Origin of the sequence: Tepidiforma sp. (assembly GCF_026419595.1) — a bacterium.
Classification (GTDB): Bacteria; Chloroflexota; Dehalococcoidia; order Tepidiformales; family Tepidiformaceae; genus Tepidiforma.
In genome coordinates this window covers 103,575-125,940 of the sequence record NZ_JANZZD010000003.1, presented here as the reverse complement: position 1 = coordinate 125,940, position 22,366 = coordinate 103,575, and the positions used below count along the sequence as shown (strand labels likewise).

The 22,366-nt window shown below is 69.8% G+C and carries 18 protein-coding genes; 13 read left to right on the top strand and 5 right to left on the bottom strand.

Annotated features, from left to right (window positions below; translation table 11 throughout):
* Positions 1 to 96: 96 nt before the first annotated feature.
* The 4 genes from ppsA to dnaG all read left to right on the top strand — a co-directional run bounded on the left by ppsA (position 97) and on the right by dnaG (position 7,109).
* Positions 97 to 2,403, top strand: coding sequence for a phosphoenolpyruvate synthase (gene ppsA, locus N2041_RS02975; protein WP_297675656.1), 2,307 nt, complete (start codon positions 97 to 99; stop codon positions 2,401 to 2,403).
* Positions 2,404 to 2,497: 94 nt separating this feature from the next.
* Positions 2,498 to 3,550: a deoxyguanosinetriphosphate triphosphohydrolase gene (locus tag N2041_RS02970; RefSeq protein ID WP_297675654.1), complete on the top strand. Its 1,053-nt coding sequence runs from the start codon at positions 2,498 to 2,500 to the stop codon at positions 3,548 to 3,550.
* A 91-nt stretch (positions 3,551 to 3,641) separates the two neighbouring features.
* The gene (locus N2041_RS02965) at positions 3,642 to 5,192 is read left to right on the top strand and encodes a CARDB domain-containing protein (protein WP_297675652.1); all 1,551 of its coding nucleotides are present in this window, start codon (positions 3,642 to 3,644) and stop codon (positions 5,190 to 5,192) included.
* Between the two features lie 78 nt (positions 5,193 to 5,270).
* Positions 5,271 to 7,109, top strand: coding sequence for a DNA primase (gene dnaG, locus N2041_RS02960; RefSeq protein ID WP_297675651.1), 1,839 nt, complete (start codon positions 5,271 to 5,273; stop codon positions 7,107 to 7,109).
* Between the two features lie 277 nt (positions 7,110 to 7,386).
* On the opposite strand, the gene N2041_RS02955 is transcribed toward dnaG, so the two are convergent.
* Both N2041_RS02955 and N2041_RS02950 read right to left on the bottom strand, forming a co-directional pair.
* Positions 7,387 to 7,935 (bottom strand): TetR/AcrR family transcriptional regulator, encoded by a 549-nt coding sequence (locus N2041_RS02955; protein ID WP_297675649.1) that lies wholly within the window; start codon positions 7,933 to 7,935, stop codon positions 7,387 to 7,389.
* Positions 7,910 to 9,334 carry an HD-GYP domain-containing protein gene (locus N2041_RS02950; protein WP_297675647.1) on the bottom strand — a complete coding sequence of 475 codons (1,425 nt, stop codon included), beginning with the start codon at positions 9,332 to 9,334 and terminating at the stop codon, positions 7,910 to 7,912. Before N2041_RS02950 ends, N2041_RS02955 begins: the two co-directional genes overlap by 26 nt.
* Before the next feature lie 294 nt (positions 9,335 to 9,628).
* Here N2041_RS02950 and N2041_RS02945 point away from each other — a divergent pair, with 294 nt between their 5' ends.
* A complete protein-coding gene (locus tag N2041_RS02945) occupies positions 9,629 to 10,822 on the top strand; it encodes a CoA transferase (RefSeq protein WP_297675646.1) in 1,194 nt (397 codons plus the stop codon).
* A 3-nt stretch (positions 10,823 to 10,825) separates the two neighbouring features.
* Here N2041_RS02945 and cysS read toward each other — a convergent pair whose 3' ends face one another.
* Together cysS and N2041_RS02935 are read right to left on the bottom strand one after the other, a co-directional pair.
* Entirely contained in the window at positions 10,826 to 12,040 is a 1,215-nt protein-coding gene (gene cysS, locus N2041_RS02940) for a cysteine--tRNA ligase (RefSeq protein WP_297675644.1), read from the bottom strand.
* A gap of 63 nt (positions 12,041 to 12,103) precedes the next feature.
* Positions 12,104 to 14,476, bottom strand: coding sequence for a CoA transferase (locus N2041_RS02935; protein WP_297675642.1), 2,373 nt, complete (start codon positions 14,474 to 14,476; stop codon positions 12,104 to 12,106).
* A 193-nt stretch (positions 14,477 to 14,669) separates the two neighbouring features.
* Between N2041_RS02935 and N2041_RS02930 the strand changes: the two genes are divergently transcribed.
* Together N2041_RS02930 and N2041_RS02925 are read left to right on the top strand one after the other, a co-directional pair.
* The gene (locus tag N2041_RS02930; RefSeq protein ID WP_297675640.1) at positions 14,670 to 15,509 is read left to right on the top strand and encodes an SH3 domain-containing protein; all 840 of its coding nucleotides are present in this window, start codon (positions 14,670 to 14,672) and stop codon (positions 15,507 to 15,509) included.
* Between the two features lie 107 nt (positions 15,510 to 15,616).
* Entirely contained in the window at positions 15,617 to 17,368 is a 1,752-nt protein-coding gene (locus N2041_RS02925) for a DEAD/DEAH box helicase family protein (protein ID WP_297675638.1), read from the top strand.
* 12 nt (positions 17,369 to 17,380) lie between these two features.
* Here N2041_RS02925 and N2041_RS02920 read toward each other — a convergent pair whose 3' ends face one another.
* Complete coding sequence (locus N2041_RS02920; protein WP_297675636.1) at positions 17,381 to 17,848, bottom strand: YbaK/EbsC family protein; 468 nt, start codon at positions 17,846 to 17,848, stop codon at positions 17,381 to 17,383.
* A gap of 63 nt (positions 17,849 to 17,911) precedes the next feature.
* On the opposite strand from N2041_RS02920, the gene N2041_RS02915 reads away from it, so the two are divergent.
* The 6 genes from N2041_RS02915 to N2041_RS02890 all read left to right on the top strand — a co-directional run bounded on the left by N2041_RS02915 (position 17,912) and on the right by N2041_RS02890 (position 22,365).
* On the top strand, positions 17,912 to 19,171 hold the full coding sequence (locus tag N2041_RS02915; protein ID WP_297675634.1) for an acyl-CoA dehydrogenase family protein: 1,260 nt from the start codon (positions 17,912 to 17,914) through the stop codon (positions 19,169 to 19,171).
* Positions 19,172 to 19,224: 53 nt separating this feature from the next.
* Positions 19,225 to 19,956, top strand: coding sequence for an MBL fold metallo-hydrolase (locus tag N2041_RS02910; protein ID WP_297675632.1), 732 nt, complete (start codon positions 19,225 to 19,227; stop codon positions 19,954 to 19,956).
* Between the two features lie 43 nt (positions 19,957 to 19,999).
* Positions 20,000 to 21,187, top strand: coding sequence for a thiolase family protein (locus N2041_RS02905; RefSeq protein ID WP_297675630.1), 1,188 nt, complete (start codon positions 20,000 to 20,002; stop codon positions 21,185 to 21,187).
* A 14-nt stretch (positions 21,188 to 21,201) separates the two neighbouring features.
* Complete coding sequence (locus N2041_RS02900) at positions 21,202 to 21,609, top strand: OB-fold domain-containing protein (RefSeq protein ID WP_297675628.1); 408 nt, start codon at positions 21,202 to 21,204, stop codon at positions 21,607 to 21,609.
* Positions 21,610 to 21,663: 54 nt separating this feature from the next.
* Positions 21,664 to 22,068 (top strand): hypothetical protein, encoded by a 405-nt coding sequence (locus tag N2041_RS02895; RefSeq protein WP_297675627.1) that lies wholly within the window; start codon positions 21,664 to 21,666, stop codon positions 22,066 to 22,068.
* Between the two features lie 87 nt (positions 22,069 to 22,155).
* A complete protein-coding gene (locus tag N2041_RS02890; protein WP_297675625.1) occupies positions 22,156 to 22,365 on the top strand; it encodes a hypothetical protein in 210 nt (69 codons plus the stop codon).
* The last annotated feature ends 1 nt before the right edge of the window (position 22,366 follow it).

Below are 22,366 nucleotides of genomic sequence, written 5' to 3'. Positions count from 1 at the left end.
TCCAGCCAGCCACAAGCGGCCGATTGGCCGGCCGTGCAATCGCCGGCCATCGGCCTATAATCGTGCGACCGAAGCCATCGGTCTGCACTATGCGCGATGCGCGGAGGTATAGACAGATTGGTAAGCGTCACTCGTTCCGTCGTTTGGTTCTCCGAGGTAGGCCGCGAGGATATCGGCCTCGTCGGTGGCAAGGGTGCCAATCTCGGTGAGTTGACCCGGGCCTCCATCCCGGTCCCGCCCGGCTTCGTCGTCACCGCGGATACCTACTTCCGCTTCATCCAGCAGAACGGGCTCGAGCCGGTCATCCGAAAGGAGCTCTTCGGGCTCGACGTGCACGATACGAAGCTTCTGAACGAGCGCGCCGAGAACATCCGCCGCCGCATCATGGAAGCGCCGATGCCGGCCCACATCGCCGACGAAATCCGCGCCGCCTACCGCGAACTCGGCGAAGGCCCCGTCGCCGTCCGCAGCTCGGCCACTGCGGAGGACCTCCCCGAAGCGAGCTTCGCCGGCCAGCAGAGCACGTTCCTCAACGTCGTCGGCGCCGACAACGTCGTCCGGGCCGTCCAGGCCTGCTGGGCCTCGCTCTTCGAAGCCCGCGCCATCTTCTACCGCGAAGAATCCGGCTACGACCACACGAAGGTCGGTCTCGCCGTCCCCGTGCAGCGCATGGTGCAGTCGGAAATCTCCGGCGTGATGTTCACCGTCGAGCCGGTGACCTCCGACCGGACCCGCATCACCATCGAAGCCGTCTACGGGCTCGGCGAAGGCATCGTCTCCGGCGAAATCTCGCCCGACCTCTACCTGGTCGCGAAGGAGTCGCTCCAGATCATCTCCAAGACGGTCACACCGCAGGACCGCATGATCGCCCGGCGGCCCGACGCCGACGGCAGCCACGAAGCGGCGAACGCCTGGCTGCCCGTGCCGGAGCACCTGCGCGAGCGCCAGAAGCTCACCGATGCCGAGATCCGTGAACTCGCCCGCATCGGGCGCGCCGTCGAGGAGCATTACGGTGCCCCGCAGGACATCGAATGGGCCTACGAGAAAGGCCAGTTCTACCTCGTCCAGGCCCGCCCCGTTACGACGCTCAAGCACGAGTTCCACGACGAGGAGGGCGAGGAGGAAACCGCGCCCGTCCTCCTCACCGGCCAGCCCGCATCGCCCGGCGTCGGCGTCGGCGCGGTCCGCATCGTCCACGACCCGCGCGAAATCGACATCGTCAAGCAGGGCGACGTCCTCGTTGCCGAGATGACTACACCCGACTTCGTCCCGGCGATGAAGCGCGCCTCCGCCATCGTCACCGAGCGTGGCGGCCGCACCTGCCACGCTGCCATCGTCAGCCGCGAACTCGGCATCCCGTGCGTCGTCGGCGTCGCCGGCGCCACATCGCTCGAGGTCGGCCGCGAAGTCACGGTCGACGGCTCGGCCGGCCGCATTTACGACGGCCGCGCCGAGGCGCGGCTCGCCTGGTACGAGCGCCAGAAGGAGCGCTACGCGCGGTCGGCCTCCCTCAAGACGACCACGAAGCTGTACGTCAATCTCGCCGAGCCCGAGCTCGCCGAGGTGGTCGCGAAGCGGCACGTCGACGGCGTCGGCCTCCTCCGCGCCGAGTTCATCGTCGCCCAGATAGGCAAGCACCCGCGCCAGTTCATCGAGGAAGGGCACCCCGAGGAGTACACCCGCCGCCTCGAAGAAGGCATCAAGGAGTTCTGCCGCGCCTTCAATCCCCGGCCCGTCGTCTACCGCCTCACCGACTTCAAGACCAACGAGTATGCCAACCTCGAAGGCGGCGCGAAGTTCGAGCCGGCCGAAGAAAACCCGATGATCGGCTACCGCGGTGCCAGCCGCTACCTCCGCGAGCCCGACATCTTCCAGCTCGAACTCGAAGCCATCAAAGGCGTCCGCCGCGAGTTCAAGAACCTCTACGTCATGGTCCCCTTCGTCCGCACCCCGGATGAGCTCCGCGGCGTCAAGCAGCTGATGAGCGAGCAGGGCCTCGTCCGTGGCGACGATTTCAAGCTCTGGATGATGGTCGAGGTTCCCTCGAACGTCATCATCCTCGACCGCTTCATCGACGTCGGGATCGACGGCATCTCGATCGGGTCGAACGACCTGACGCAGCTCGTGCTCGGCATCGACCGCGACAGCGAAGCCCTCGCGGACACCTTCGACGAGCGGAACGAGGCCGTGATGGCGGCAATCCAGACCGCCGTCACCGTGGCGCGTCGCCGCGGCATCACCGCCTCCATCTGCGGGCAGGCGCCGAGCGTCTACCCCGAGGTCACGGAGAAGCTCGTCGAGTGGGGCATCACGAGCGTCAGCGTGAGCCCGGACATGATCGACCAGACCCGCGAAATCATCGCGAACGCGGAGGCGAAGCTGGGCCGCGCACCGGCACACTAGCCTCCCCCCGGCAGCACGTTCAGCGGCCCTGGCGCCATCGCCGGGGCCGCGCTGCATTCGGCCGAGCCGGTCTGCGGTACTACAATCCGGGTCGATGGACCTGAACGTGGTGCGGCGCCGGCTCGAGGCAGCAGAGGCCTCCCTCAGCCCCTACGCCGCGCGCACCGCGACCAGCCGCGGCCGCAAGCGGCCCGAGGCGCCGTCGCCGCTCCGGACCGAGTACCAGCGCGACCGCGACCGCATCCTCCACACGAAAGCCTTCCGCCGGCTGAAGCACAAGACCCAGGTCTTCATCGCGCCCCAGCAGGACCACTTCGTCACCCGGCTCACCCACACCCTCGAAGTCGCCCAGGTTGCCCGGACGATCGCCCGCGCCCTCAACCTCAACGAAGACCTCGCCGAGGCCGCCGCGCTCGGCCACGACATCGGCCACGGGCCCTTCGGCCACGCCGGCGAAGAGGCGCTCGCCGAGTGTCTCCCCGAGGGCTTCCGCCACAACTACCAGTCCGTCCGCGTCCTCGACCGGCTCGAAAACGGCGGCCGCGGCCTCAACCTCACCTTCGAAGTGCTCGACGCCATCGAAAAGAGCTCGAAGGCACGCGAAGACATCTTCGCCGAGGGCTGGGGCGTGCCGGTCACCCTCGAAGGCCAGGTCGTCAAGACCGCCGACGCCATCGCCTACCTCAACCACGACATCCTCGACGCCATCCGCGCCGGCATCATCACCGAAGCCGACCTGCCCGACAGCACGCAGCGACTGCTCGGCCGAAGCCACGGCGAGCGCCTCGATGCCCTCATCTGCGACATCGTCGAAGCGAGCTGGGCAGCGACTGGCGCGGGCCGGGACCCGGTCATCCAGTTCAGCCCTGCCATCCGCGACGCTGCCAACGAGCTGCGCGAGTTCATGTTCCGGCGCGTCTACCTCTACGACGAAACCCGGCGCGAAGCCGAGCGCGGGAAGCGCATCGTCAAGTTCCTGTTCGCCCATTTCGTCGAACACCCGGAAGGCATCTCGCCCGACTACTCCCTCCCGGGCGACCCCGTCGAACGGCGCGCCGCCGACTACGTCAGCGGCATGACCGACCGCTACGCCATCCGGCTGGCCAGCTCCCTCGGCTGTCCCGACGCCATCGGCTGGCACGTCTAGCGCTGCGCAACGGCCTTTCCGGGGCGTTTATGTCCCTGCTCGCCCGTCTTGAAGGTAGAAACCCCCGCGCAGATACTCGGAGCTACCCGCCATGTCCAACCGTTACGGCTCCAGCTTCGACGATGAGCCGGTGATCGGTGCGCCCCCGCCAGCGGAAGAACCCATCATCGGTGCCGGCACGCCGCCGCCTCCCTACCCCCGCTATGCGCCGGGCGCTCCCGACCCCTACCAGGACGCCGCCGACTATCCCGACGACGAGTACTACTGGGAAGAAGAAGACTACTACGGCGGCGATGAGCCCCCGGCCCGCCAGCCGATGTTTTATGTCTTCCTCTTCCTCGCCGCCGTCGTCGGCGGCATCCTCGTGTTCCTCGTCTTCAGCCTCATCAGCGGAGGTGGAGGCGGCAACGGGGGCGGGCCAACCGAATTCGCCGTCCAGATCGACAGCCCGGCACGCGACCAGCGCCTCGAGATCAATCAGCCGCATGACGTCGTCGTCCAGGCCTCGGCCACCGAGCCGATCCGGCGCTTCGAGCTGTTCGTCGGCGACCGCGTTGCCGACGCCGTGGACGTCACCGACACGCCGCCCGATAACCGCTACCGCGTGACCCTCCGCTTCACCGTCGCCGACAAAGGCACCTACGACATCTTCGTGCGCGTTTTCGCCGAATCCGGGGCTTCGAAAGACTCCGCGAAGGTCCGCATCGTCGCCATCGAACCGGTCGGCGAGCGGCCGCAGACCATCCAGGGCCGGGTCGTCGCCGATGCCACCCTGCGCGAAGGCCCCGGCGATACCTTCCCCGAGACCGGCAGCCTTCGCGCCGGGTCGCAGGTCACGATCACCGGCAAGACCCGCGACCTCGCGTGGTTGCTCGTGCAGCCGCCGTCCGGCACGCAGGGCTGGGTCCGCCGGACGGCGATCGAGCCGCTCGATACCCTCGACCTCGTCCCGGTCCGCGATGCCACGCCTACCCCGGCGCCAACGCCGACGCCCACCGCGTCAGCGTCGCCCACGGCCACCGTCTCGCCGTCGCCCTCGCCGGCCGCAAACGCTCCGGACTTCGTGCCCACCAACGCGGTGCTCGCGAGCGGCGGCGCCGTCCTCCGCGTCACCATCTCGAACGTCAGCAACAACGCCTACAGCGGGCCGCTCGTGGTCGCCGTCGGTGGCGATGTTCCGCAGCAGGAGCTGGCGGTCAACGTCAACCTGTCGGCGAATGGCGGCTCGACCGTCGTCGAATTCCTGATTTCGCCGCCGATCACCCAGGGCGGCAAACGCGCCATCGTGACCGTCGACCCGGCCAACATCGTGCGTGAGCAGCGCGAAGACAACAACAGCGCGACGTTCGTCCTCCAGCCCCCGGTCGAGGCGCCCAACCTCGTCATCACCGCAGCGAACGTCACCGCCGGGACCATCGAAGTGACCGTGCGCAACGATGGCGGCCCGCTGCCCGCCTCCACGGTCGTGGTCCAGGTCCAGCTCGGCGGCCAGATCACCAGCAACAGCGTGAGCATCGCCCTCGCCACCGGCCAGTCGTCGCCGGTCATCGCCGTCGCCCGTCCCGCCGGCTCCGGCCAGGCAACGGTGACCGTGTACGTCGGTAACCAGCCCATGGCGAGCACGACGGTCCAGCTTCCCTGACGCTGCCGCGGCCCGGTCGGGACGGAACCCTTCCGCCCGGTCCCCCGGACGGCGCCGCCGGGACGTACCATGTGCACCATGGACGCCGTCGACGCGATCAAACGGCAGGTCGATCTCGTCGCCTACATCGGCCGGTTCACGCAGCTCCAGAAATCCGGGCGGAGCTTCCGCGGTCTCTGCCCCTTCCACAGCGAGCGGACCCCCTCCTTCTACGTGTTCCCCGACCGCGGCACGTGGCGCTGCTTCGGCCAGTGCGGCGAAGGCGGCGACCTCTTCACGTTCGTCCAGAAGCGGGAGAACCTCGATTTCCGCGGCGCGCTGCGATTGCTCGCGAGCGAAGCCGGCATCAGCCTGCAGGACGAAGACCCGAAGCGCCGGTCCCACCTCGAACGGCTCGCCGCCATCGTCTCGGCGTCCGTCGGCTTCTACGAACGGCAGCTCCGCGAGCCCGGCGGCGAGGAGGCGATGGCGTACCTCGTCGAGCGCCGCGGCCTCTCCCCAGAGACCATCGCTGCGTGGCATCTCGGCTGGGCCCCCGCTGGCTGGCACCACCTGCGCGATTTCCTGCTCAACCGCGGCTACACCGAAGCCGACATGCTCGCTGCCGGCGTGCTCGTCGAATCCGAGGAAGGGCGCGAACCGTACGACCGCTTCCGGGGCCGCATCATCATCCCCATCGCGAACGAGCGCGGCGAGTTCGTCGCGCTCGGCGGCCGCGGGCTCCACGGTGAAGAACCGAAATACCTCAACTCGCCCCAGACGGAGATCTTCGACAAAGGCCGCACCCTGTTCGGCCTCCACCACGCCGCGGGCGCTATCCGCGAGAAGGGCGAAGTCGTCGTCGTCGAAGGCTACATGGACGTCCTCGGTCCGTGGCAGGCCGGCTACCGGAACGTCGTTGCGACGATGGGCACGTCGCTCACCCGCCACCATGCGACGCTCCTCAGGCGGTTCGCGCCGCGCATCGTCCTCGCGCTCGACCCCGACGCCGCCGGGATGAACGCTGCCGCCCGCGCCGGCAGCCTCGTGCTCGGGTTCGAAACCGACGAGCAAGCGGCGGCGTCGGCACGCTCCGCCGACGAACTCGCCTCAGACGTCGATGTCGACCTCCGCGTTGCAGCGCTGCCCCCGGGGCGCGACCCCGACGAACTGGTCCGCGAAGACCCGGCCCGGTGGGAGCGGGCCATCGCCGGCGCCGTCCCGTTCGTCGAGTTCCTGCTCGGCCGCCTTTTGGGGGATGCCCGGCCCGCGTCGCCGCTCGAGGCCCGCCACCTCGTCGACCGCCTCCGGCCGGTGCTGCTCGCCGTCCGTGACCCGGTCGAGCGGGCCCTCTACATCCAGCGCGTGGCCCGCCAGCTCGGGGTCACCGAAGCGAGCGTCGCCGAACGTCTCAAGGCGCCGCGCCCTGGCCGGGCGCCGCAGCCCGCTGGCCGCCCCAGCCCGCCGAACCCGGAGGAGGTGCTCCTCGCCATCCTCCTCCAGCACCCCGCGCTCCGCCTCGCCTACCGGAACTACCCCGAGACCCTCTTCACCGGCGCCGTCGAGCGGGAGATTTTCCGCCGCTGGCTGCGCGACCCGGAGACCGCCGCGGAGCCGGTCGACGACATCGGTGCCCGCGCGGCCCGGCTGGCCGCCTACCGTCTGCCGCCGTTGACCGACTTCGAGGCGCGGCGCGCCGCCGACGAAAAGATCGCCGCCGTCCTGCGCGAGCGCATCCGCATGCACCAGGCCGCCCGCGCCCAGGAGGTTTCGGAGGCGGAGCAGCGCCTCGGCCCCAACCGCCTCGCCGAGCTCGCGGCTGCCGCGTGGCGCGGCGAAATCCCGCCCGGCGAGGAGCGGGACCTCGCCGAAGCCCTCATCGAAGAGCTCGAACTCGGCCTCAGCATCCACCGGCGGGAGCGTCCGCCAGCCCGCTGACCGCGAGAATTTACAATTCGAGCGGCATATTCTCCGTTCACCGCTCATTTCCCATCTTGACACCTTTACCGGCGCAGACGTATTACATACCGGCCGGTCGGCATGTTCCGTCCGGAATATCGCGGGAGGTGCCTAATGGCTAGGCTCCGGATGCTCCTCGTTGCTGGCGCGCTGGCTGCGGTCGCGGTCGTTTCGACGGCTGCGCCCATGCTGACCATCCGCTGGTAATCCGGGAGCGCAACACCCAGGGAGGGGGCCGGCATGCCGGCCCCCTTCGTCATGCCCCGCGGTGCGCCCCCGCAACTGACCCGGCAGAACCGCCGTGACGCTCGTGCAGGACTTCGGCATCGATGAGCCGGCCCGTGACCGCGGCGAGGGCGAGCGCTTCCTCCGGCCGCGCCCCCTCATCGATGGCGGCTGCCGCTAGCAGCGCGTGGCGCTCGGCCAGGTAAGCGTCGAGCAGCGCCCGCACCTCTGGCTCCCGGGTGGCGGTCGTCCATGCGTCCATGAGCAGCGCCGCGTGCTCCGCATCGCTCGCATCCCCGCGCAGGTAGCGCCGCGCGGCAGCGTCAGGCCGTTCGCCCCTGCCGAGCGCCGCGGCGACGGCTTCGACGCGCTCCTTCGCTTCGCTCAGCAGTTCGTCGATCACCGCCGTGTACAGGTGGAGCTTCGTCGGGAAGTGAGCGTACACCGCGCCCTTCGAAAGCCCCGCCGAGGCCGCAATCGCATCGAGCGAGCCGCCCTCGTACCCGCGCGCCGCGAAGGCCGCCCGCGCAGCGTCGAGCAGCTGCCGCCGAGTCCTAGCTCGCCGCTCTTCCTGGCGCATCGTCGTCCTGCCTCCAGGCCGGGAGGTAGAGCAGCGGCCGGGCGGGGTTCCCGGGCGTCTCCTGTTTCCAGCGGGGGAAGAGCGCTTCGAACGCCTCCACCACGCGGGGGTCGAACTGGCTCCCCGCGCAGCGCAGTATCTCAGCAAGCGCCGCGTCCGGCGACTGCCCCCGCCGGTACGGCCGGTCGGAGATGATCGCGTCGTACGTGTCACAGACCGCGAAGATGCGCGCCCCGAGCGGAATCTCCTCGCCCTCGAGCCCCCGCGGGTAGCCGGCGCCGTCCCACCGCTCATGGTGCGCCAGCACGATCTTCGCCGCCGGCCGGAGGTACGGCACCTGCGCGAGGATCCGGTAGCCCATCGCGGGGTGACGCCGCATGAACTCCCACTCCTCCTCCGTCAGCCGGTCCGGCTTCAGCAGAATCGCATCGGGGACGCCGATCTTGCCGACGTCGTGCATCAGCGCGCCGCGGTAAATCGTGAGCAGCTCCTCGTCGTCCTTGATGCCCAGCATCTTCGCGATGTCGAGCGCGTGCTGCGCCACGCGGACCGAGTGCCCGCGCGTCTCCTGGTCGCGCACGTCCAGCGCCGTCACGAGCGACTCCAGCGTCCCGGTGTACGCGTCCCGCAGCTGCTCGGACATGTCACGGATTTCGATGTACGCACGGTGGAGCTGCTCGTTCGAACGCTCCAGCCGGATCACGTTCTCCCGCGTCCGCTCCACGAACTGGCTCACCGAGTACCGCGCCAGCACGAGCGGCAGCACCATGACCACCACGGCGGCAACCCCGAGCTCCTGGAAGATGACCGCGAGTCCGCCGGCGACGAGGCCGAGGATGGCGTAATACGGGAACAGCCAGCCGATGTTGTCGCGGAAGCTCGAGGCGATCGGACGGCCGCTCGTGAGGGCGATGATTGCGGCGACCCACGCCCCGTCGATGGCGTACAGGATGAGCGCTGCCGCACCGCCTTCTGCCAGGGCGAGCACGGGCCGGGGCACCTCGCCCTGCCCGGCTGCCTGGATGCCCATCACCCCGAGGGCAGCACACAACGCCGCGAGCGTCTCATGGCCGAAGTTGAACGCGAGCTTGCGCGGGTTCCGCTCACCCGTCAGCCAGCCGGCGATCGCGATCGCGCCGGCCGTCGTCACCGCCCCGGGCGGCCCGAAGAGCACGGCCGCCATCGCCGTGCCTACGAAGCTGACCGAAACCCAGCCGCCGAAGTAGAGCCGGACCGACAGCGCTTCCGTCAGCACCGCCAGCAGCAGCACGACCGCGAGCCCGACCGGGTCGCCGAGCGGCTGGAGGAAGAAGGCCGCGGTGAACGCGATGGCCCCGCCCGCGAACGTCAGGGCGATGAACCAGTCTTCGCGCGGGTTGCGGGTGGATGGGCGGGACATCTCACGGTTACTTATCGACCGCTCAGAATGCCCGCTGCAGCCCCGCGGGCCCGTCCCGCGGATGGCAAATTGTCGTAGTCCTGTCGCCGCAGCGTCCCAGAGGGCCGCCCGGTGAACGGCCGGGACCGTCCGCGCCGCCGGCCAACGCTCCCTCTACCGTATTCAATCGGCCGCGCCGCGAACGTCTGTACCGCCGGGAACGCCCCGTCCTGTGCCGTCGCCGGTGACAGCTGGTGACAGTCCGGTGACGCAGGCGGCCTTCGCAGCGGGCCGGGGCCGGCGTACACTCCCGGCATGGCAGCACCGCTCGAAGGCATCCGCGTCCTCGATTTCACCCGGTATCAGCAAGGCCCCTTCGCGACCGTCATCCTCGCCGACTTCGGTGCCGACGTCATCAAAGTCGAAGACCCGAGCGGCGACTACGGCCGGCGCATGTGGCGGGAGCCCGACGGCTTCTCCGCCTTCTGGGAATCGCTCGACCGCGGCAAACGCTCCGTCTGCATCGATCTTCGCCGGCAGGAGGGCGTCGACCTCGCACTCCGCCTCGCCGATGGCGCCGACGTCCTCGTCGAGAACTTCCGGCCCGGGACGATGGAGCGCTGGGGCCTCGGGCCGGACGTCGTCTGCGAACGCAATCCGCGCCTCATCTACGCCCGCGCTACCGGCTGGGGTTCGAAAGGCCCCATGGCGAAGCTCCCGTCCTTCGACCAGATTGCGCAGGCGTATTCCGGCTTCGCGCAGCACGCCGGCGGCGGTCCCGGCCATCGGCCCGAAATCCCTTACCCCGGCATCGCCGACCAAACGGGCGGCATGAACCTCGCGCTCGGCATCATGACCGCGCTCTACGCGCGCGAGCGTACCGGCCGCGGGCAGGTCGTCGAAGTCTCCCTCCTCGGCACCCAGCTCGCGCTCCAGGCGCCCGAGCTGCTCCACGCCCTCCATTTCGGAAAAGAGCGGCCGCGCGAATTCCGCGCCGCGCCGACCGTCGGCCACTACCAGTGCTCCGATGGCCGCTGGGTGATGATCGTCGGCATCGACCAGAAGTTCTGGCCCCGGATCGCCCGCGCGCTCGGTCTCGACCACCTCATCGACGACCCGCGCTTCGCCCGCGGCTTCGTCCGCTACAAGAACCGGCACGAGCTCGAGCCCATCATGGAGGAGGCGTTCGCCAGCAACACCTCGGCGCACTGGCTCGAGCGGCTCCGTCAGGAGGACGTCCCTGCTTCCATCGTGCAGGACTACCTCGAGCTCGCCGAATCCGAGCAGGCGTGGGCGAACGGCTACCTCGCCGAGACCGACCACCCGAAGTTCGGCCGCCAGCGCGTCGTCGGTCCCCACATCCAGCTCTCCGGGACGCCGCCGCGCCTCAGCTTCCCCGCGCGCGACCTCGGCGTCGATACGGCCGACGTGCTGCGGGAAGCGGGCCTGTCCGAAGCGGAAATCGAGCGGCTGAGCGCCGAGCGCGTCATCGGTCCCGCCGCCGAATGAGGTTCAGGGTGTGAGGTCGCCGTTGGCCGGGCCCCGCGCACCGGCGAACGCGAAGCCGAGCAGCTGCAGCCCGGCACGGACCGCCGCGGCTTCTCCTGCACCCGCAGCGCCGGCGAGCACCCGCAAGGCCGCCCGGTCGGCCGCTTCCAGCGCCCCCGGGACGTCGAAGTCGTCATCGAGCCGTTCCGTCATCGCGCCGAGCACTCCCCGGTCCGGTTCCGCCTCACCGGCCCGCCGCGAGGCAGCCTTCAGCCGCTCGTACCGCTCCGCAAGCTCGTCGAGGGCGCCGGGGACGTAGTTCGCATCGGCGCGCAGGTGGTGGCTGAGCAGGTAGAGCCGCAGGTGGTCCGGCTCGTACCTCCGCATCAGGTCCCGCGCAAGCACGAGGTTGCCGAGCGACTTGCTCATCTTGACCCCTTCGAGCTGGAGCATGCCGTTGTGGACCCACCAGCCGCAGAACGGCTCGACCCCGTAGGCGCATTCGGCCTGCGCGATTTCGTTCTCGTGATGCGGATACTTCAGGTCGCTGCCGCCCCCGTGGATGTCGATTTGCGTCCCGAGGTGCTTCACCGCCATCGCCGTGCATTCGATGCTCCACCCGGGCCGGCCCGGCCCCCACGGGCTTTCCCATGCCGGGTCGCCGGGGTCTACCTGCTGCCACAGCAGGAAGTCGAGGTGACCACGCTTTTTGTGCGCCCGTTTCGACTCCGGGTTCTCCCGCTTCCCGAGCTCCTCCAGCGTCAGCCCGTTGAGCCGCCCGTACCGCGGGAACGATGCGACGTCGAAGAACACATCGCCATCGACGACGTACGCGTGTCCCCGTTCGATGAGCCGCGCCGTCGTCTCGATGATCTCCGGGATGTGGTCGGTCGCGTAGGGGTAGACGGTCGGCCGGAGGACGTTCAGCCGGTCGAGGTCCGCCCGAAGGATCGCGTCGTTTTCGTCCCGGATCTCGGCGATCGGCCGCCCGCCCTGCCGCCGGGAGACCATGATCATGTCGTCGTCGATGTCCGTCACGTTCTGGACGTAGCGCACGCGGTAGCCGAGCCAGCTGAGGTAGCGCCGCAGCGTGTCGAACTGTACGTAGGAGAAGGCGTGCCCGAGGTGGGTGACGTCGTAGGGCGTGACCCCGCAGACGTACATGCGAACCTCGCCGGGGCTGACGGTTCTAAATTCGCGGACCTCGTTCCCCAGCGACGTGAACAGGCGAAACGGCACGTGGCGGCTCCTCGCGGCGGGCTTCGGCTAGCGTAGCAGAGGCTCGGTTTCTCTTCGCAACCCTCAGCTGAGCGCGCCGGACGCCATCAGGTCCGCGATGCGGCCGTCGTCGTAGCCGAGCACCGAAGCGAGGACGTCGAACGTATCCTCACCCACCTGGCGGACGCCTTCGTAGACCGGCGGCCGGGCGCCGTCGAAGCGGGCCGGGAACCGGTCGAGGCCGTACTCGCCCCACTTCTCCGCCCGCGCGCTCCCGAAGAAGTCCCGCGCCTCGAGCTGCGGGTCGTTCTCCGCGAGGTCGCGCGCGTGCTGGACCGGCCCCGCGTGCACACCGGCCCGCTGCAGCCGCTCGGCGAGTTCGAAGGCGTCTTCCCGCCGGGTCCGGGCCGCAATCGCCGCGTCCAGCTCGCGCCAGTTCGCGACGCGGAGGTCGTGGGTCGCGAACTGGCCGCCCGGGTCGATCTCCAGCATGCCGGCGAGCCGGCGCCATTCGTCATCGCCGCGCGCCGCGATGGCGATCCACCGGTCTTCGCCCGCGCACGGGTAGATGCCGTGCGGCGCCCAGGCATCGAACGGGTGGCGGTTGCCCGGCGGCTCCGGGTTCGTTCCGTTGGCCAGGAAGTCCATCAGCGCGGGCGCCATGATGCCGAGTCCCAGTTCGTACTGGGCGAGGTCTACCGCCAGCCCGCGGCCCGTCCGCTCGCGGTGTTCGAGGCCTTCGAGCGCCGCCAGCGCCGCCGCCAGCCCGCTCAGGTGATCCGTCAGCGAAAAGCCGTAGCCGTCCGTCCGCGTCCCTTCCGGGTTCGTGAGGTAGGTGAGCCCGGTCAGCGCGTGGATGGTCGGCGCGTAGGTCACGAAATCCTTCCACGGGCCGTCCTGCCCCATGCCGCCCATCGAGATGACCGTTACCCCCGGGTGCTCCGCCTCCAGCGACGCGTAATCGAGCCCCCAGCGCCGCAGAACTCCCGCCGAGAAGTTCTCGATGATGACGTCCGACTTCAGCGCGAGCTCGCGGGCCACGGCGCGGGCCTCGGGCCGCGTCATGTCGAGCGCCACGCTCTTCTTGTTCCGGTTCCAGCAGACGTAGTAGGGGTGGTCGGGCGAGTTCGCGCCGCCGCTCCGCTTCGCGCTGCTCACCTTGATGACCTCCGCGCCGAGGTCGCCCAGCACCCGTGTGCCGAACGGCCCCGCGAGGACGTGCGTGAAATCGAGGACGCGCACCCCTTCGAGCGGCCGCGCGCGGTCGAGGCCTCCCGCGCCCCCCGCGGAAATCGCTGCCGCCCGCGGCCGCCAGCCGGTCTCGTCCGCCGCGATGCGCGCCGGCAGCGAGAGCGGCGGCCCGTCGGCGTTCGTGCGGAAGAGCCGGCCGGGGAGCTTCGCCCTTCCGAACCCGGGCACCTCCGTCTCGGAGAAATACCTCCGCGCGGCGATCTGCGGGCTTCGCTCGATCGCCTCCCGGACGTTCCACACCACCCCGAACGGCTGGTGGCGCCGCTGCCCTTCGTAGAAGAGGTCTTCGCCGCGCTCCCACGTCGCCACCCACTCCCGCAGCACCTTCATGACGTAGGGGAGGTTCTTCACCATCGCGATGACGTCCGGGAATTTCTCGCGGTCGGCGAGGTCCTGCGCGGCGCCGCATTCGATTAGCCAGGGCACCAGCACCTCGGTCAGCTTGAGCGACGCGGTGACCATCACCCCGTGGCCGTCCTTCGCCGGGTACACCTCGTAGGCGCCGCTCCAGTGGAGGCTGCCCTGCCGCCGGGCGATCGGGGTGCCCCACGTGCCGTTCGGAAAGAACCACTGCATCAGGAGCTGCTCCGTGCAGGAGACCAGCGCCTCGTGCGCCGAGAGGTCGATGCGCACGCCCGCGCCGGTGAGCCGCGCCAACCGGTAGCCGGCCAGCGCGACCACCGCGGCGTACAGCCCTACGGTGTGGTGGGACTGGTTGCCGTAGCCCGTAATCGGCGGGCTCGACGCGTCGCCCGTCAGCCACGCCGACCCGCAGAGCGCGTTGGCGACGAGGTCGTTCACGCGCCAGCCGCTGCGCGGGCCATCGAGGCCCATCGGCGTTACCGAGACGCGCACCAGCAGCGGGTTCGCAGCCCGGAGTTCCCCGTCGTCGAACGGCGGCGAACCCGGGGACCAGTCCTCGAGCAGGATGTCGGCTGCGCGCACGAGCTCGAGGAACTGCCCTCGGCCGCCGGCTTCCGACAGGTCGAGCGAAACGACACGCTTGCCCGCGTTGTAGTACGCCGACTGGATCGACACCCCGCTCGAACCGAAGAACGGTGGTTCACGGTCCAGCGGGTCCCCGTCTGGCCCGACCACCCGGACGACATCGGCGCCGGCCTCGGCCAGCAGGCGGCCGACCAGCACGCCGTTCCACCCGGCGCATTCGAGGACGCGGAGCCCGGAAAGCGGCTGCGGCGCGGTCATGGCGACGATCATAGCCGCGCCTGCCGAAAGAGCAGCCGGGCGCCGGCCCGGCGCGCCCCGGTTTCCCGGGCGTTCACCGGGATTTCCCGTGTTTGCCTTGGGCGCCATGCTGATTTCGCTATCGTTCCGGTTGTCACAAGACACACGGCTGGGGTACGGTGCCCGGAGCCCCCGGGAAACAGGAGCAGGTGCGATGCCGATGACCCGCCACCGGCACACCCTGGCAGCCATCCTGGTCGCCATGCTTGCCGTCTTCGGCGCCGCCGGGCCGTTCAGCCCCGCGGCCGCCGATTCCAGCCATCCGATCGTCGAACGCGCGCTGCGCGACCTCGGCACGTACCAGGGCGAATGCTGGCCCTGGGTGAAGCGCGTCGTCTTCGAAGCGACCGGCCGCGAGATGGGCTTCGATTACCGCGAAGGCTTCCTCGAAGCCGGGGCCGTCGAAGTGTCAGCCGCCGAGGCTGGCCCCGGCGATGTCATCCAGGTCGCCCTCGACAGCTGGACCTCCCCCGATGCTGACTACCCCGGCCTTCACACAGCCATCATCATCCGCAATCGCGGCGACGGGACCTTCGACGCCATCGACTCGAACCAGCTCTGGGACGGCATCGTCCGCCTGCGTCCCGGCTACGACCCGTTCGCCCAGGCCAGGGCGAACGGCCTCCAGGTTCGCATCTACCGGTTCCCCACCGGGGCGGGCCAGCCGCGAGAGGCGGCGTCCCCGGGCGCGCCTCTCGTCCCCGGCGATACGGCGCGCGTCAACACCCCGGGCGATTGCCTGCGGCTCCGGAAGACACCCGGCGGCGACATCATCCAGTGCCTGGCGCACGGTACGCGCGTGACGGTCATCGAGGGGCCCGTGCGCCAGGTCGGCGTCGAATGGTATCGCGTGGCGACTCCCGTCGGTGAAGGCTGGATGGCCGGGCAGTACCTCCAGAAAGAGACCGGCCCCTCGGCCGCGCCGAGCGCCCAGGGCCCGACGCGCCCGCTCCTCCAGTACCGCGCCGTCGTTCCCCTTGCCGCTGCCGATTGACGTCCCGGCTGGAGCATGACGCCTTGTGACGCCGTCCACGGCTGCTGACACCGTCCGCGGACGGTAGCCTGATTTGCGATGCCAGCGACGGGACGGGACCTGCCGGCATGATCGACCTCGACGATGCTCGACTTCGACCCGGCCAGGCCGAGGCGCTCCGCCGCTGGCGGGAAGCGCTCGCCGGCGGCTCGCGCGCCGAGCTGGTGGTCGTGCCCGTCGGCTACGGCAAGACCGTCATCGGCGTCGGCTCGTTCCTAGTCGCCGCCTCCGCGGCCGGCGCCGACAGCTGCCTCTACCTGACGCCTACCGATGTCCTCCGGACGCAGGTCTACGACGGCATCGAACGCGCCCTCGGCCTGCTGGGCGCCCGGTTCGATGCGCGGAAGTACCTCGCCGAGAACGCGACCCTCCACCGCGCAGCCGCCAACCGGGCCAACGTCATCGTCGCCACCTACCAGCAGGTCGCGGCCGCGCCCGAGCGGTACGCCCGCCTCTGCGCGAAGCGCCGCGTGCACCTGGTCTGCGACGAAGCGCACCACCTCGGCGAACGCGGCCAGTGGGCCGGCGCGCTCCGGCAGCTCCCCGTCGCCACGAGCCTGCTGCTTTCCGCGACGCCCGTCCGCCTCGACCGCGAGCCGCTCGCCGGCGCCCGCTACCTCCCCAGCGAGGATGGCGAGGGCCTCGTCATCGACCCGCTCATCCACGTCACCATGCGCCAGGCGTGGCGCGAAGGCCGCATCCTCAAGCGGCTCGCGATGCAGATGAAGGACTACGCCGTCGAGCTCCGCACCCCCGAGGGAGAGACCTACACCTTCACCGCCTCCGAAATGGCCGAGCTGCCCGACTTCGACCAGCGCTGCGTCCGCCAGCAGCTCCGCTGGAACGACGATTATGTTCAGCCGCTCGTCCGCGAATTCGCGCTCACGCTCGAACGGAAGCGCGCCCTCGCGCCAGGCCAGCACCAGGGCCTCGTTTTCGCCGCCACCACCACCCACGCCGACCATCTCGCCCGGGTCTTCGCGAAACACCACCCGGGCCTCCGGTGCGCCGTCGTCCACAGCGGCGAGGATCTCCCGGCGGCCGAAGCCGAGCGGCGCATGCGCGACTTCCACGCCGGCCGTTATGACGTCCTCATCCAGGTCCGGAAAGCCAGCGAAGGCTTCGATGCGCCGACCGTCTCCGTCCTCCTCAAACTCGACGCCGTCTTCAGCCGTGAGCCGGTGATCCAGCAGCTCGGCCGCGGGCTCCGCTTCAACCACAGCCTGCCCGAAGCTCAAAACGTGCTCCACGTGTTCATCGGCCGGGACCCGCGCCTCGCGCCCATCATCGACCACCTCGAACGCGAAGCCGCCATCCCCGCCATCCCCCGGCCCGTCGACCGGGGTGCTCCCCAACCGGACCAGGATGTGCCGGGCGAACCGGCAGAAGAGGAGGCCGGCTCCGACGAACCGCGCGCGCTCCCGGAGGTGGTGGACGTCGAGGAAGCCGGCGACGCCGTCCTCGACGAAACTGGCCGCCTCATCGAAGGCCAGCAGCTGGCCATGTTCGGGGTGCCGGCCCCGCCCCCACCACCCGCCGCGCGAACGGCTGCCCCGGTCGCCGCACCGGCCAACGACCCGCGCGCAACCGTCGTCGACCTCCAGGCCGAGCTGCAGGAGGCAATCGAGTACTGCAAGACGTGGACTGCCCGCGCCGCCCGGGAGCGCGCCCGCCGCTTCGGCCAGCGCGAAAACCACTTCGCCGTCCTCAACGCCGCATTCGCGCGCGAAACCGGCCAGCGCGGCACCCTCGCCACGCCCGCCGACTACCGCCGCAAAGGCGACTGGATGAAGCGGAAGTACCTCGAACTCCTGGGGTAACTGCGGTCCCCTCTAGACCTCGACCAGCCGTGCGCCGGTCAACGCTGCGAGGTCGCCCGGCGGGAGTTCGACGTCGGCGCCGCGCTCGCCGGCGCTCACCAGCACCGTCTCGTGCGCCATCGCCGAGGCATCGAGCAGCACGCGAAAGCCCCTGCCGGTGAGGGCGAGCGCACTGATGCCGCCGAGCTTCAGGCCAGTGAGCCGCTCGGCGTCGGCCGGCGCCGCCATCCGCAGCCGCTTCACCCCGAGCTGCGCTGCCAGCCGCCTCAGGTCCAGCTCCGCCGAACCGCGGACCATCACGAGGTACGGCCGGCCGCGCGGCGGCTCCTCCTCGACCACGAGCGTCTTGAAGACGCGCTCCGGTTCGACCTCCGTCGCGGCGGCCACCCCTTCAGCCGAACGAATCGCCGGGTCGAACCGCACCAGCCGGTGCGGAACGCCCCGCGCTTCGAGCAGCTTCACCGCCGCCGGTTTCTTCATGGGCACCTCGCACCCCGTGCCGGTAGGATACGCGGGCAATTCCCACCTGAGAGGCCTGCCCCTATGGACTTCCAGCTCCCGGCCCACATCCCCGACCTCCTGCGAGAACTCGATGAGTTCATCGAGCGCGAAATCAAACCGCTCGAGCAGGAGAACGACAACATCCGCTTCTTCGACCACCGCCGCGAATGGGCGCGCACCGACTTCGAAAACGGCGGCATCCCGCGCAAAGAATGGGAGGAGCTCCTCGCCGAGATGCGCCGCCGCGCCGACCGCGCGGGCTGGCTCCGCTTCGCGGTGCCGAAGAAATACGGCGGCCGCGACGGCACCAACCTCGAGATGGCCATCATCCGCGAGCACCTCGCCAAGAAAGGCCTCGGCCTCCATAACGACCTCCAGAACGAGTCGTCCGTCGTCGGCAACTTCCCCACCGTGAAGATGTGGGAGCAGTTCGGCACCGAGGAGCAGAAGAAGGAGTTCCTCGAAGGCATGTTCACGGGCAAGACCCGCGTCGCCTTCGGGCTGACCGAGCCGAACCACGGCTCCGATGCCTCGTGGCTCGAAACCCGCGCCGTCCGCGACGGCGACGAGTGGGTCATCAACGGCAAGAAGCGCTTCAACAGCGGCCTCCACAACGCGACGCACGACCTCATCTTCGCCCGCACCTCCGGCGAGGAAGGCAAGCCCCGCGGCATCAGCTGCTTCATCGTCCCGACGAACGCCGAGGGGTTCTCCGTCGACTTCATGTGGTGGACGATGAACATGCCGACCGACCACGCCGAGGTCACCCTCAAAGACGTCCGCGTCCCCGCCACCGCGATGCTCGGCAAGGAAGGCGACGGCCTCGCGCTCGCCAACACCTTCGTCCACGAGAACCGGATCCGGCAGGCCGCCTCAGGCGTCGGCGCCGCGCAATACTGCATCGACCGCGCCGTCGAATACGCGAAGCAGCGCGTCACCTTCGGCCAGCCGCTCGCCACCCGGCAGGCGATCCAGTGGCCGCTCGCCGAGCTCCAGACTGAGTGCGAAATGGTGCGCTGGATGGTCTACCGCACCGCGTGGCTGCTCGACCAGCAGCACCACATGGAAGTGAGCGACAAGGTCGCGATGTGCAACTACCGCGCGAACCGCCTCGCCTGCAACGCTGCCGACCTCGCCATCCAGGTCCACGGCGGCATCGGCTACACCCGCCACATGCCGTTCGAACACATCTACCGCCATCACCGGCGCTACCGCATCACCGAAGGCAGCGACGAGATCCAGATCCGCCGCATCGCCCAGGTGATGTTCGGCATGGGCAGTTCGCGCCGGCCCGCCGAATAGCCGCCGGACCGGCGCGCGCGAACGTTGACCGTCCGCCAGCTACCATGCCGCCGATGACCGCGCTCGACCTCGCCTTCATCGGCACCGGCAACGCTTTCGCCCCGGGCGGGCTCTGCTGGAACGGATTCGTCGCCGGGGGGCGGTTCCTCTTCGAGGCGCCGCCCCAGGCGCTCCAGTCGCTCAACCGGATGGGGATCGACCTGGACGGGCTCGACGCCGTCATCCTCAGCCACCACCACGGCGACCACTTCCTCGGCCTGCCCTTCATCCTCCTGCACTGGAAGTACTTCGGCCGGTCCCGGCCCGCCGTCATCGTCGGCCCGCCCGGCACGCGCGACCTTGCAACGGCGATCGGCCGCTCGGTCTACCCGGGCCTGTTCGATATCGCCTTTGAGCTGCGCTGGGTCGAACTCGCCGACGGGCAGGCTGCGGAGATCGAAGGGCTCCGGCTCACGGCCCGCCGCGTCGAACACGATGCCCGCCTCAGCCTCAACCTGGGCTACGTCGGCGAACTGGGAGGGCGCACGTTCGCCTACACCGGCGACACCGGCTTCTGCGACGCTATCGTGGGGATGGCCCGCGACGCCGAGGTGCTGGTGGCCGAGTGCTCCTCGGTCGACGAGAAGGTGCCCATCCACCTCAACCTCGTCGACGACATCCCCCGCCTGCGGGACAGCATGCAGCCCGGCGCCCGCCTCATCCTGACCCACCTCGGTGCCGGGGTTTCGGCAGACCACCTGCGCGATACCCTCGTCGCCCGCGACCTCGAGCGCTACCGCCTCTGAAACCCGCCGGTAGAATGGGCCGGCGGAAGGAGAGACAGCACCCATGCCACATCCGCTGCGCGGCGCCGCGGCCATCACCGGCCTCGGCATGACCCCCATGGGCCGCATCTACAGGTCCACGAGCGAACTCGCGGCCGAAGCCGTGGCGAAGGCGATCGCCGACGCCGGGCTGAAGAAAGACGACATCGACGGCCTGCTCATCAACGCCGGCATCACCGGCACGACCGGCGGCGGCCTCACCCTCGGGCTCCAGAACTACCTTGGCCTCCGCAATCTCCGCCTCTTGAACCACATGAACGCCGCCGGCTCCACCGCTGCCCAGATGGTCCAGTACGCGACCATGGCCATTCACGCCGGGATGGCGACCCACGTCGTCTGCGTCTTCGCCGATGCGCCGCTCAAGGAGGGCACCTCCGCAGGCGCAGCCTACGGAGGCGCCGCGCGCAACCCCCAGCGCCCGCGCGGCATGGCCGGGCTCTATGCCGCGGCGGGCTACTTCGGCGCCAACACGCCGTACGCGCTCGCCGCGCGCCGCCACATGGCCCTCTACGGCACGAAGCAGGACCACCTCGGCATCATCGCCGTCGGCCAGCGGCAGTGGGCGACGATGAACCCGCTCGCCCAGATGCGCGAGCCGATCACCCTCGAGGACTACCACGCGTCCCGCTGGATCATCGAGCCGCTGCACCTGCTCGACTGCTGCCTCGTCTCGAACGGCGCCGTCGCCGTCATCGTCAGCCCGGCCGACCGGGCGAAGGAGATGCCCCAGCCGCCCGTCTACATCCACGGCATGGGCCAGGGCCACCCGGGCGACAGCGGCCGCGCAGGATCCGACTGGGAGACCGAAACCGGCGCGAAATTTGCCGCCGAAACGGCGTACCGCATGGCCGGCGTCGGCCCGGCCGACTTCACCCAGTGCCAGATTTACGACTGCTACACCTACACCGTCCTCGTCACCCTCGAGGACTACGGATTCTGCAAGAAGGGCGAGGGCGGCCCCTTCGTCGAAGACGGCAAGCTCGGGCCGGGCGGGTCGCTCCCGACGAACACCGGCGGCGGCGAACTCTCCGCCTACTACATGTGGGGCATGACGCCGCTCAGCGAGGCCGTCATCCAGGGCCGCGGCCACGGCGGCGAGCGCCAGGCGAAGAACGACCTCATTCTCGTCACCGGCAACGGCGGGAGCCTCAGCTACCACGCTTGCCTCATCCTCAGCCCCCACCCCGCCTGACCGAGGAGCGACCGATGACCCAGCCCCAGATTCCCGTCCCGGAGCCCGACGAGGCGTCCCGCCCGTTCTTCGATGGCGCGGCCGAGGGCCGCCTGATGCTCATGCGCTGCGCCGACTGCGGCACGTGGCGGCTGCCCTCCCGCCAGCACTGCGATGCCTGCCTTTCCGACCGATTCAGCTGGGAGGCCGCCAGCGGCCGCGGCACGGTCCGCACCTTTGGCATCATGCACCAGCGCTACCACCCTGCGTTTCAGGTCCCCTACAACGTCACCATCGTCGAACTCGAAGAAGGCCCGCGCCTGCCGACCAACCTCGTGGACGTTGCCAACGAGGACATCCGGGTCGGCATGCCTGTCGAGGTGGTCTTCGAGCGGTACGACGATGTCACGCTGCCGCGCTTCCGGCCCGCAGGGCGATTATGACGAGTATATTTCTTCACACTTGACACAGGATTACGCGCGGGCGACGGTTCGGGCGTGAGCAGCGACGCGGAGTTCCGCCTGGTCCTCTGGGCCACCGACGTCGGGGCCCTTGCCGACTTCCTCGCCGCGGTAGCCGGCGCCGAGCCGGTCGCCCGGCATCCCGGGTATGCCGAACTGCGCGCCCCCGGCTGCCGGGTGGAGATCCACGCCGACGAAACCTTCCGGGGCCACCCGTGGTTTCACGCCCTGGCCCGAGAGGGTGTCGCCCGCGGCATCGGCGCGGAGCTGATTTTCCGCGTGCCGGATGTGCTGGCCGCCTACCGGACGGCCCTCCGGCTCGGCGCCCAGGCCATCGCGCAGCCGTACGAGTTCGAAGGCAGGCTCGAATGCTCCGTCATGGGCCCGGACGGCTATGTCTTCGGTCTATGGCAGCCATGGGAATCGGCAACATCGGGCTGAAATTTTCCAATCCGTAACGAAATCGCCTCCACGCTGTGCTACGGTGGTTGTGAAGGAACGCACAAACACCGTGCACGGAGGTGCCACATGAACCTCGACCCGATGACCCTGACCTACCTGACGCAGGTCCACGAGCCGACGCCCGAGGCGCGGTTCCGCGAAGAATACGCCCGCACCCGGGTCTCTCCCGCGCGCAAGCACGAGGAGCTCGTCGACCCTGAGCAGCGCAAGGCGGCCTCGCTCCTCCGCGAGCGGGTCGTCGTGAACATCGGCCGGTTCTTCGCCCGGCCCAGCTGAC

Coding starts and splice junctions, on each gene's coding strand:
- N2041_RS02905 (WP_297675630.1), top strand. CDS start 20,000: ATGCCACATCCGCTGCGCGGCGCCGCGGCCATCACCGGCCTCGGCATG.
- N2041_RS02925 (WP_297675638.1), top strand. CDS start 15,617: ATGATCGACCTCGACGATGCTCGACTTCGACCCGGCCAGGCCGAGGCG.
- N2041_RS02945 (WP_297675646.1), top strand. CDS start 9,629: ATGGCAGCACCGCTCGAAGGCATCCGCGTCCTCGATTTCACCCGGTAT.
- N2041_RS02950 (WP_297675647.1), bottom strand. CDS start 9,334: ATGTCCCGCCCATCCACCCGCAACCCGCGCGAAGACTGGTTCATCGCC.
- N2041_RS02935 (WP_297675642.1), bottom strand. CDS start 14,476: ATGACCGCGCCGCAGCCGCTTTCCGGGCTCCGCGTCCTCGAATGCGCC.
- N2041_RS02970 (WP_297675654.1), top strand. CDS start 2,498: ATGGACCTGAACGTGGTGCGGCGCCGGCTCGAGGCAGCAGAGGCCTCC.
- N2041_RS02955 (WP_297675649.1), bottom strand. CDS start 7,935: ATGCGCCAGGAAGAGCGGCGAGCTAGGACTCGGCGGCAGCTGCTCGAC.
- N2041_RS02900 (WP_297675628.1), top strand. CDS start 21,202: ATGACCCAGCCCCAGATTCCCGTCCCGGAGCCCGACGAGGCGTCCCGC.
- N2041_RS02965 (WP_297675652.1), top strand. CDS start 3,642: ATGTCCAACCGTTACGGCTCCAGCTTCGACGATGAGCCGGTGATCGGT.
- N2041_RS02915 (WP_297675634.1), top strand. CDS start 17,912: ATGGACTTCCAGCTCCCGGCCCACATCCCCGACCTCCTGCGAGAACTC.
- N2041_RS02910 (WP_297675632.1), top strand. CDS start 19,225: ATGACCGCGCTCGACCTCGCCTTCATCGGCACCGGCAACGCTTTCGCC.
- N2041_RS02920 (WP_297675636.1), bottom strand. CDS start 17,848: ATGAAGAAACCGGCGGCGGTGAAGCTGCTCGAAGCGCGGGGCGTTCCG.
- dnaG (WP_297675651.1), top strand. CDS start 5,271: ATGGACGCCGTCGACGCGATCAAACGGCAGGTCGATCTCGTCGCCTAC.
- N2041_RS02930 (WP_297675640.1), top strand. CDS start 14,670: ATGCCGATGACCCGCCACCGGCACACCCTGGCAGCCATCCTGGTCGCC.
- N2041_RS02890 (WP_297675625.1), top strand. CDS start 22,156: ATGAACCTCGACCCGATGACCCTGACCTACCTGACGCAGGTCCACGAG.
- ppsA (WP_297675656.1), top strand. CDS start 97: ATGCGCGGAGGTATAGACAGATTGGTAAGCGTCACTCGTTCCGTCGTT.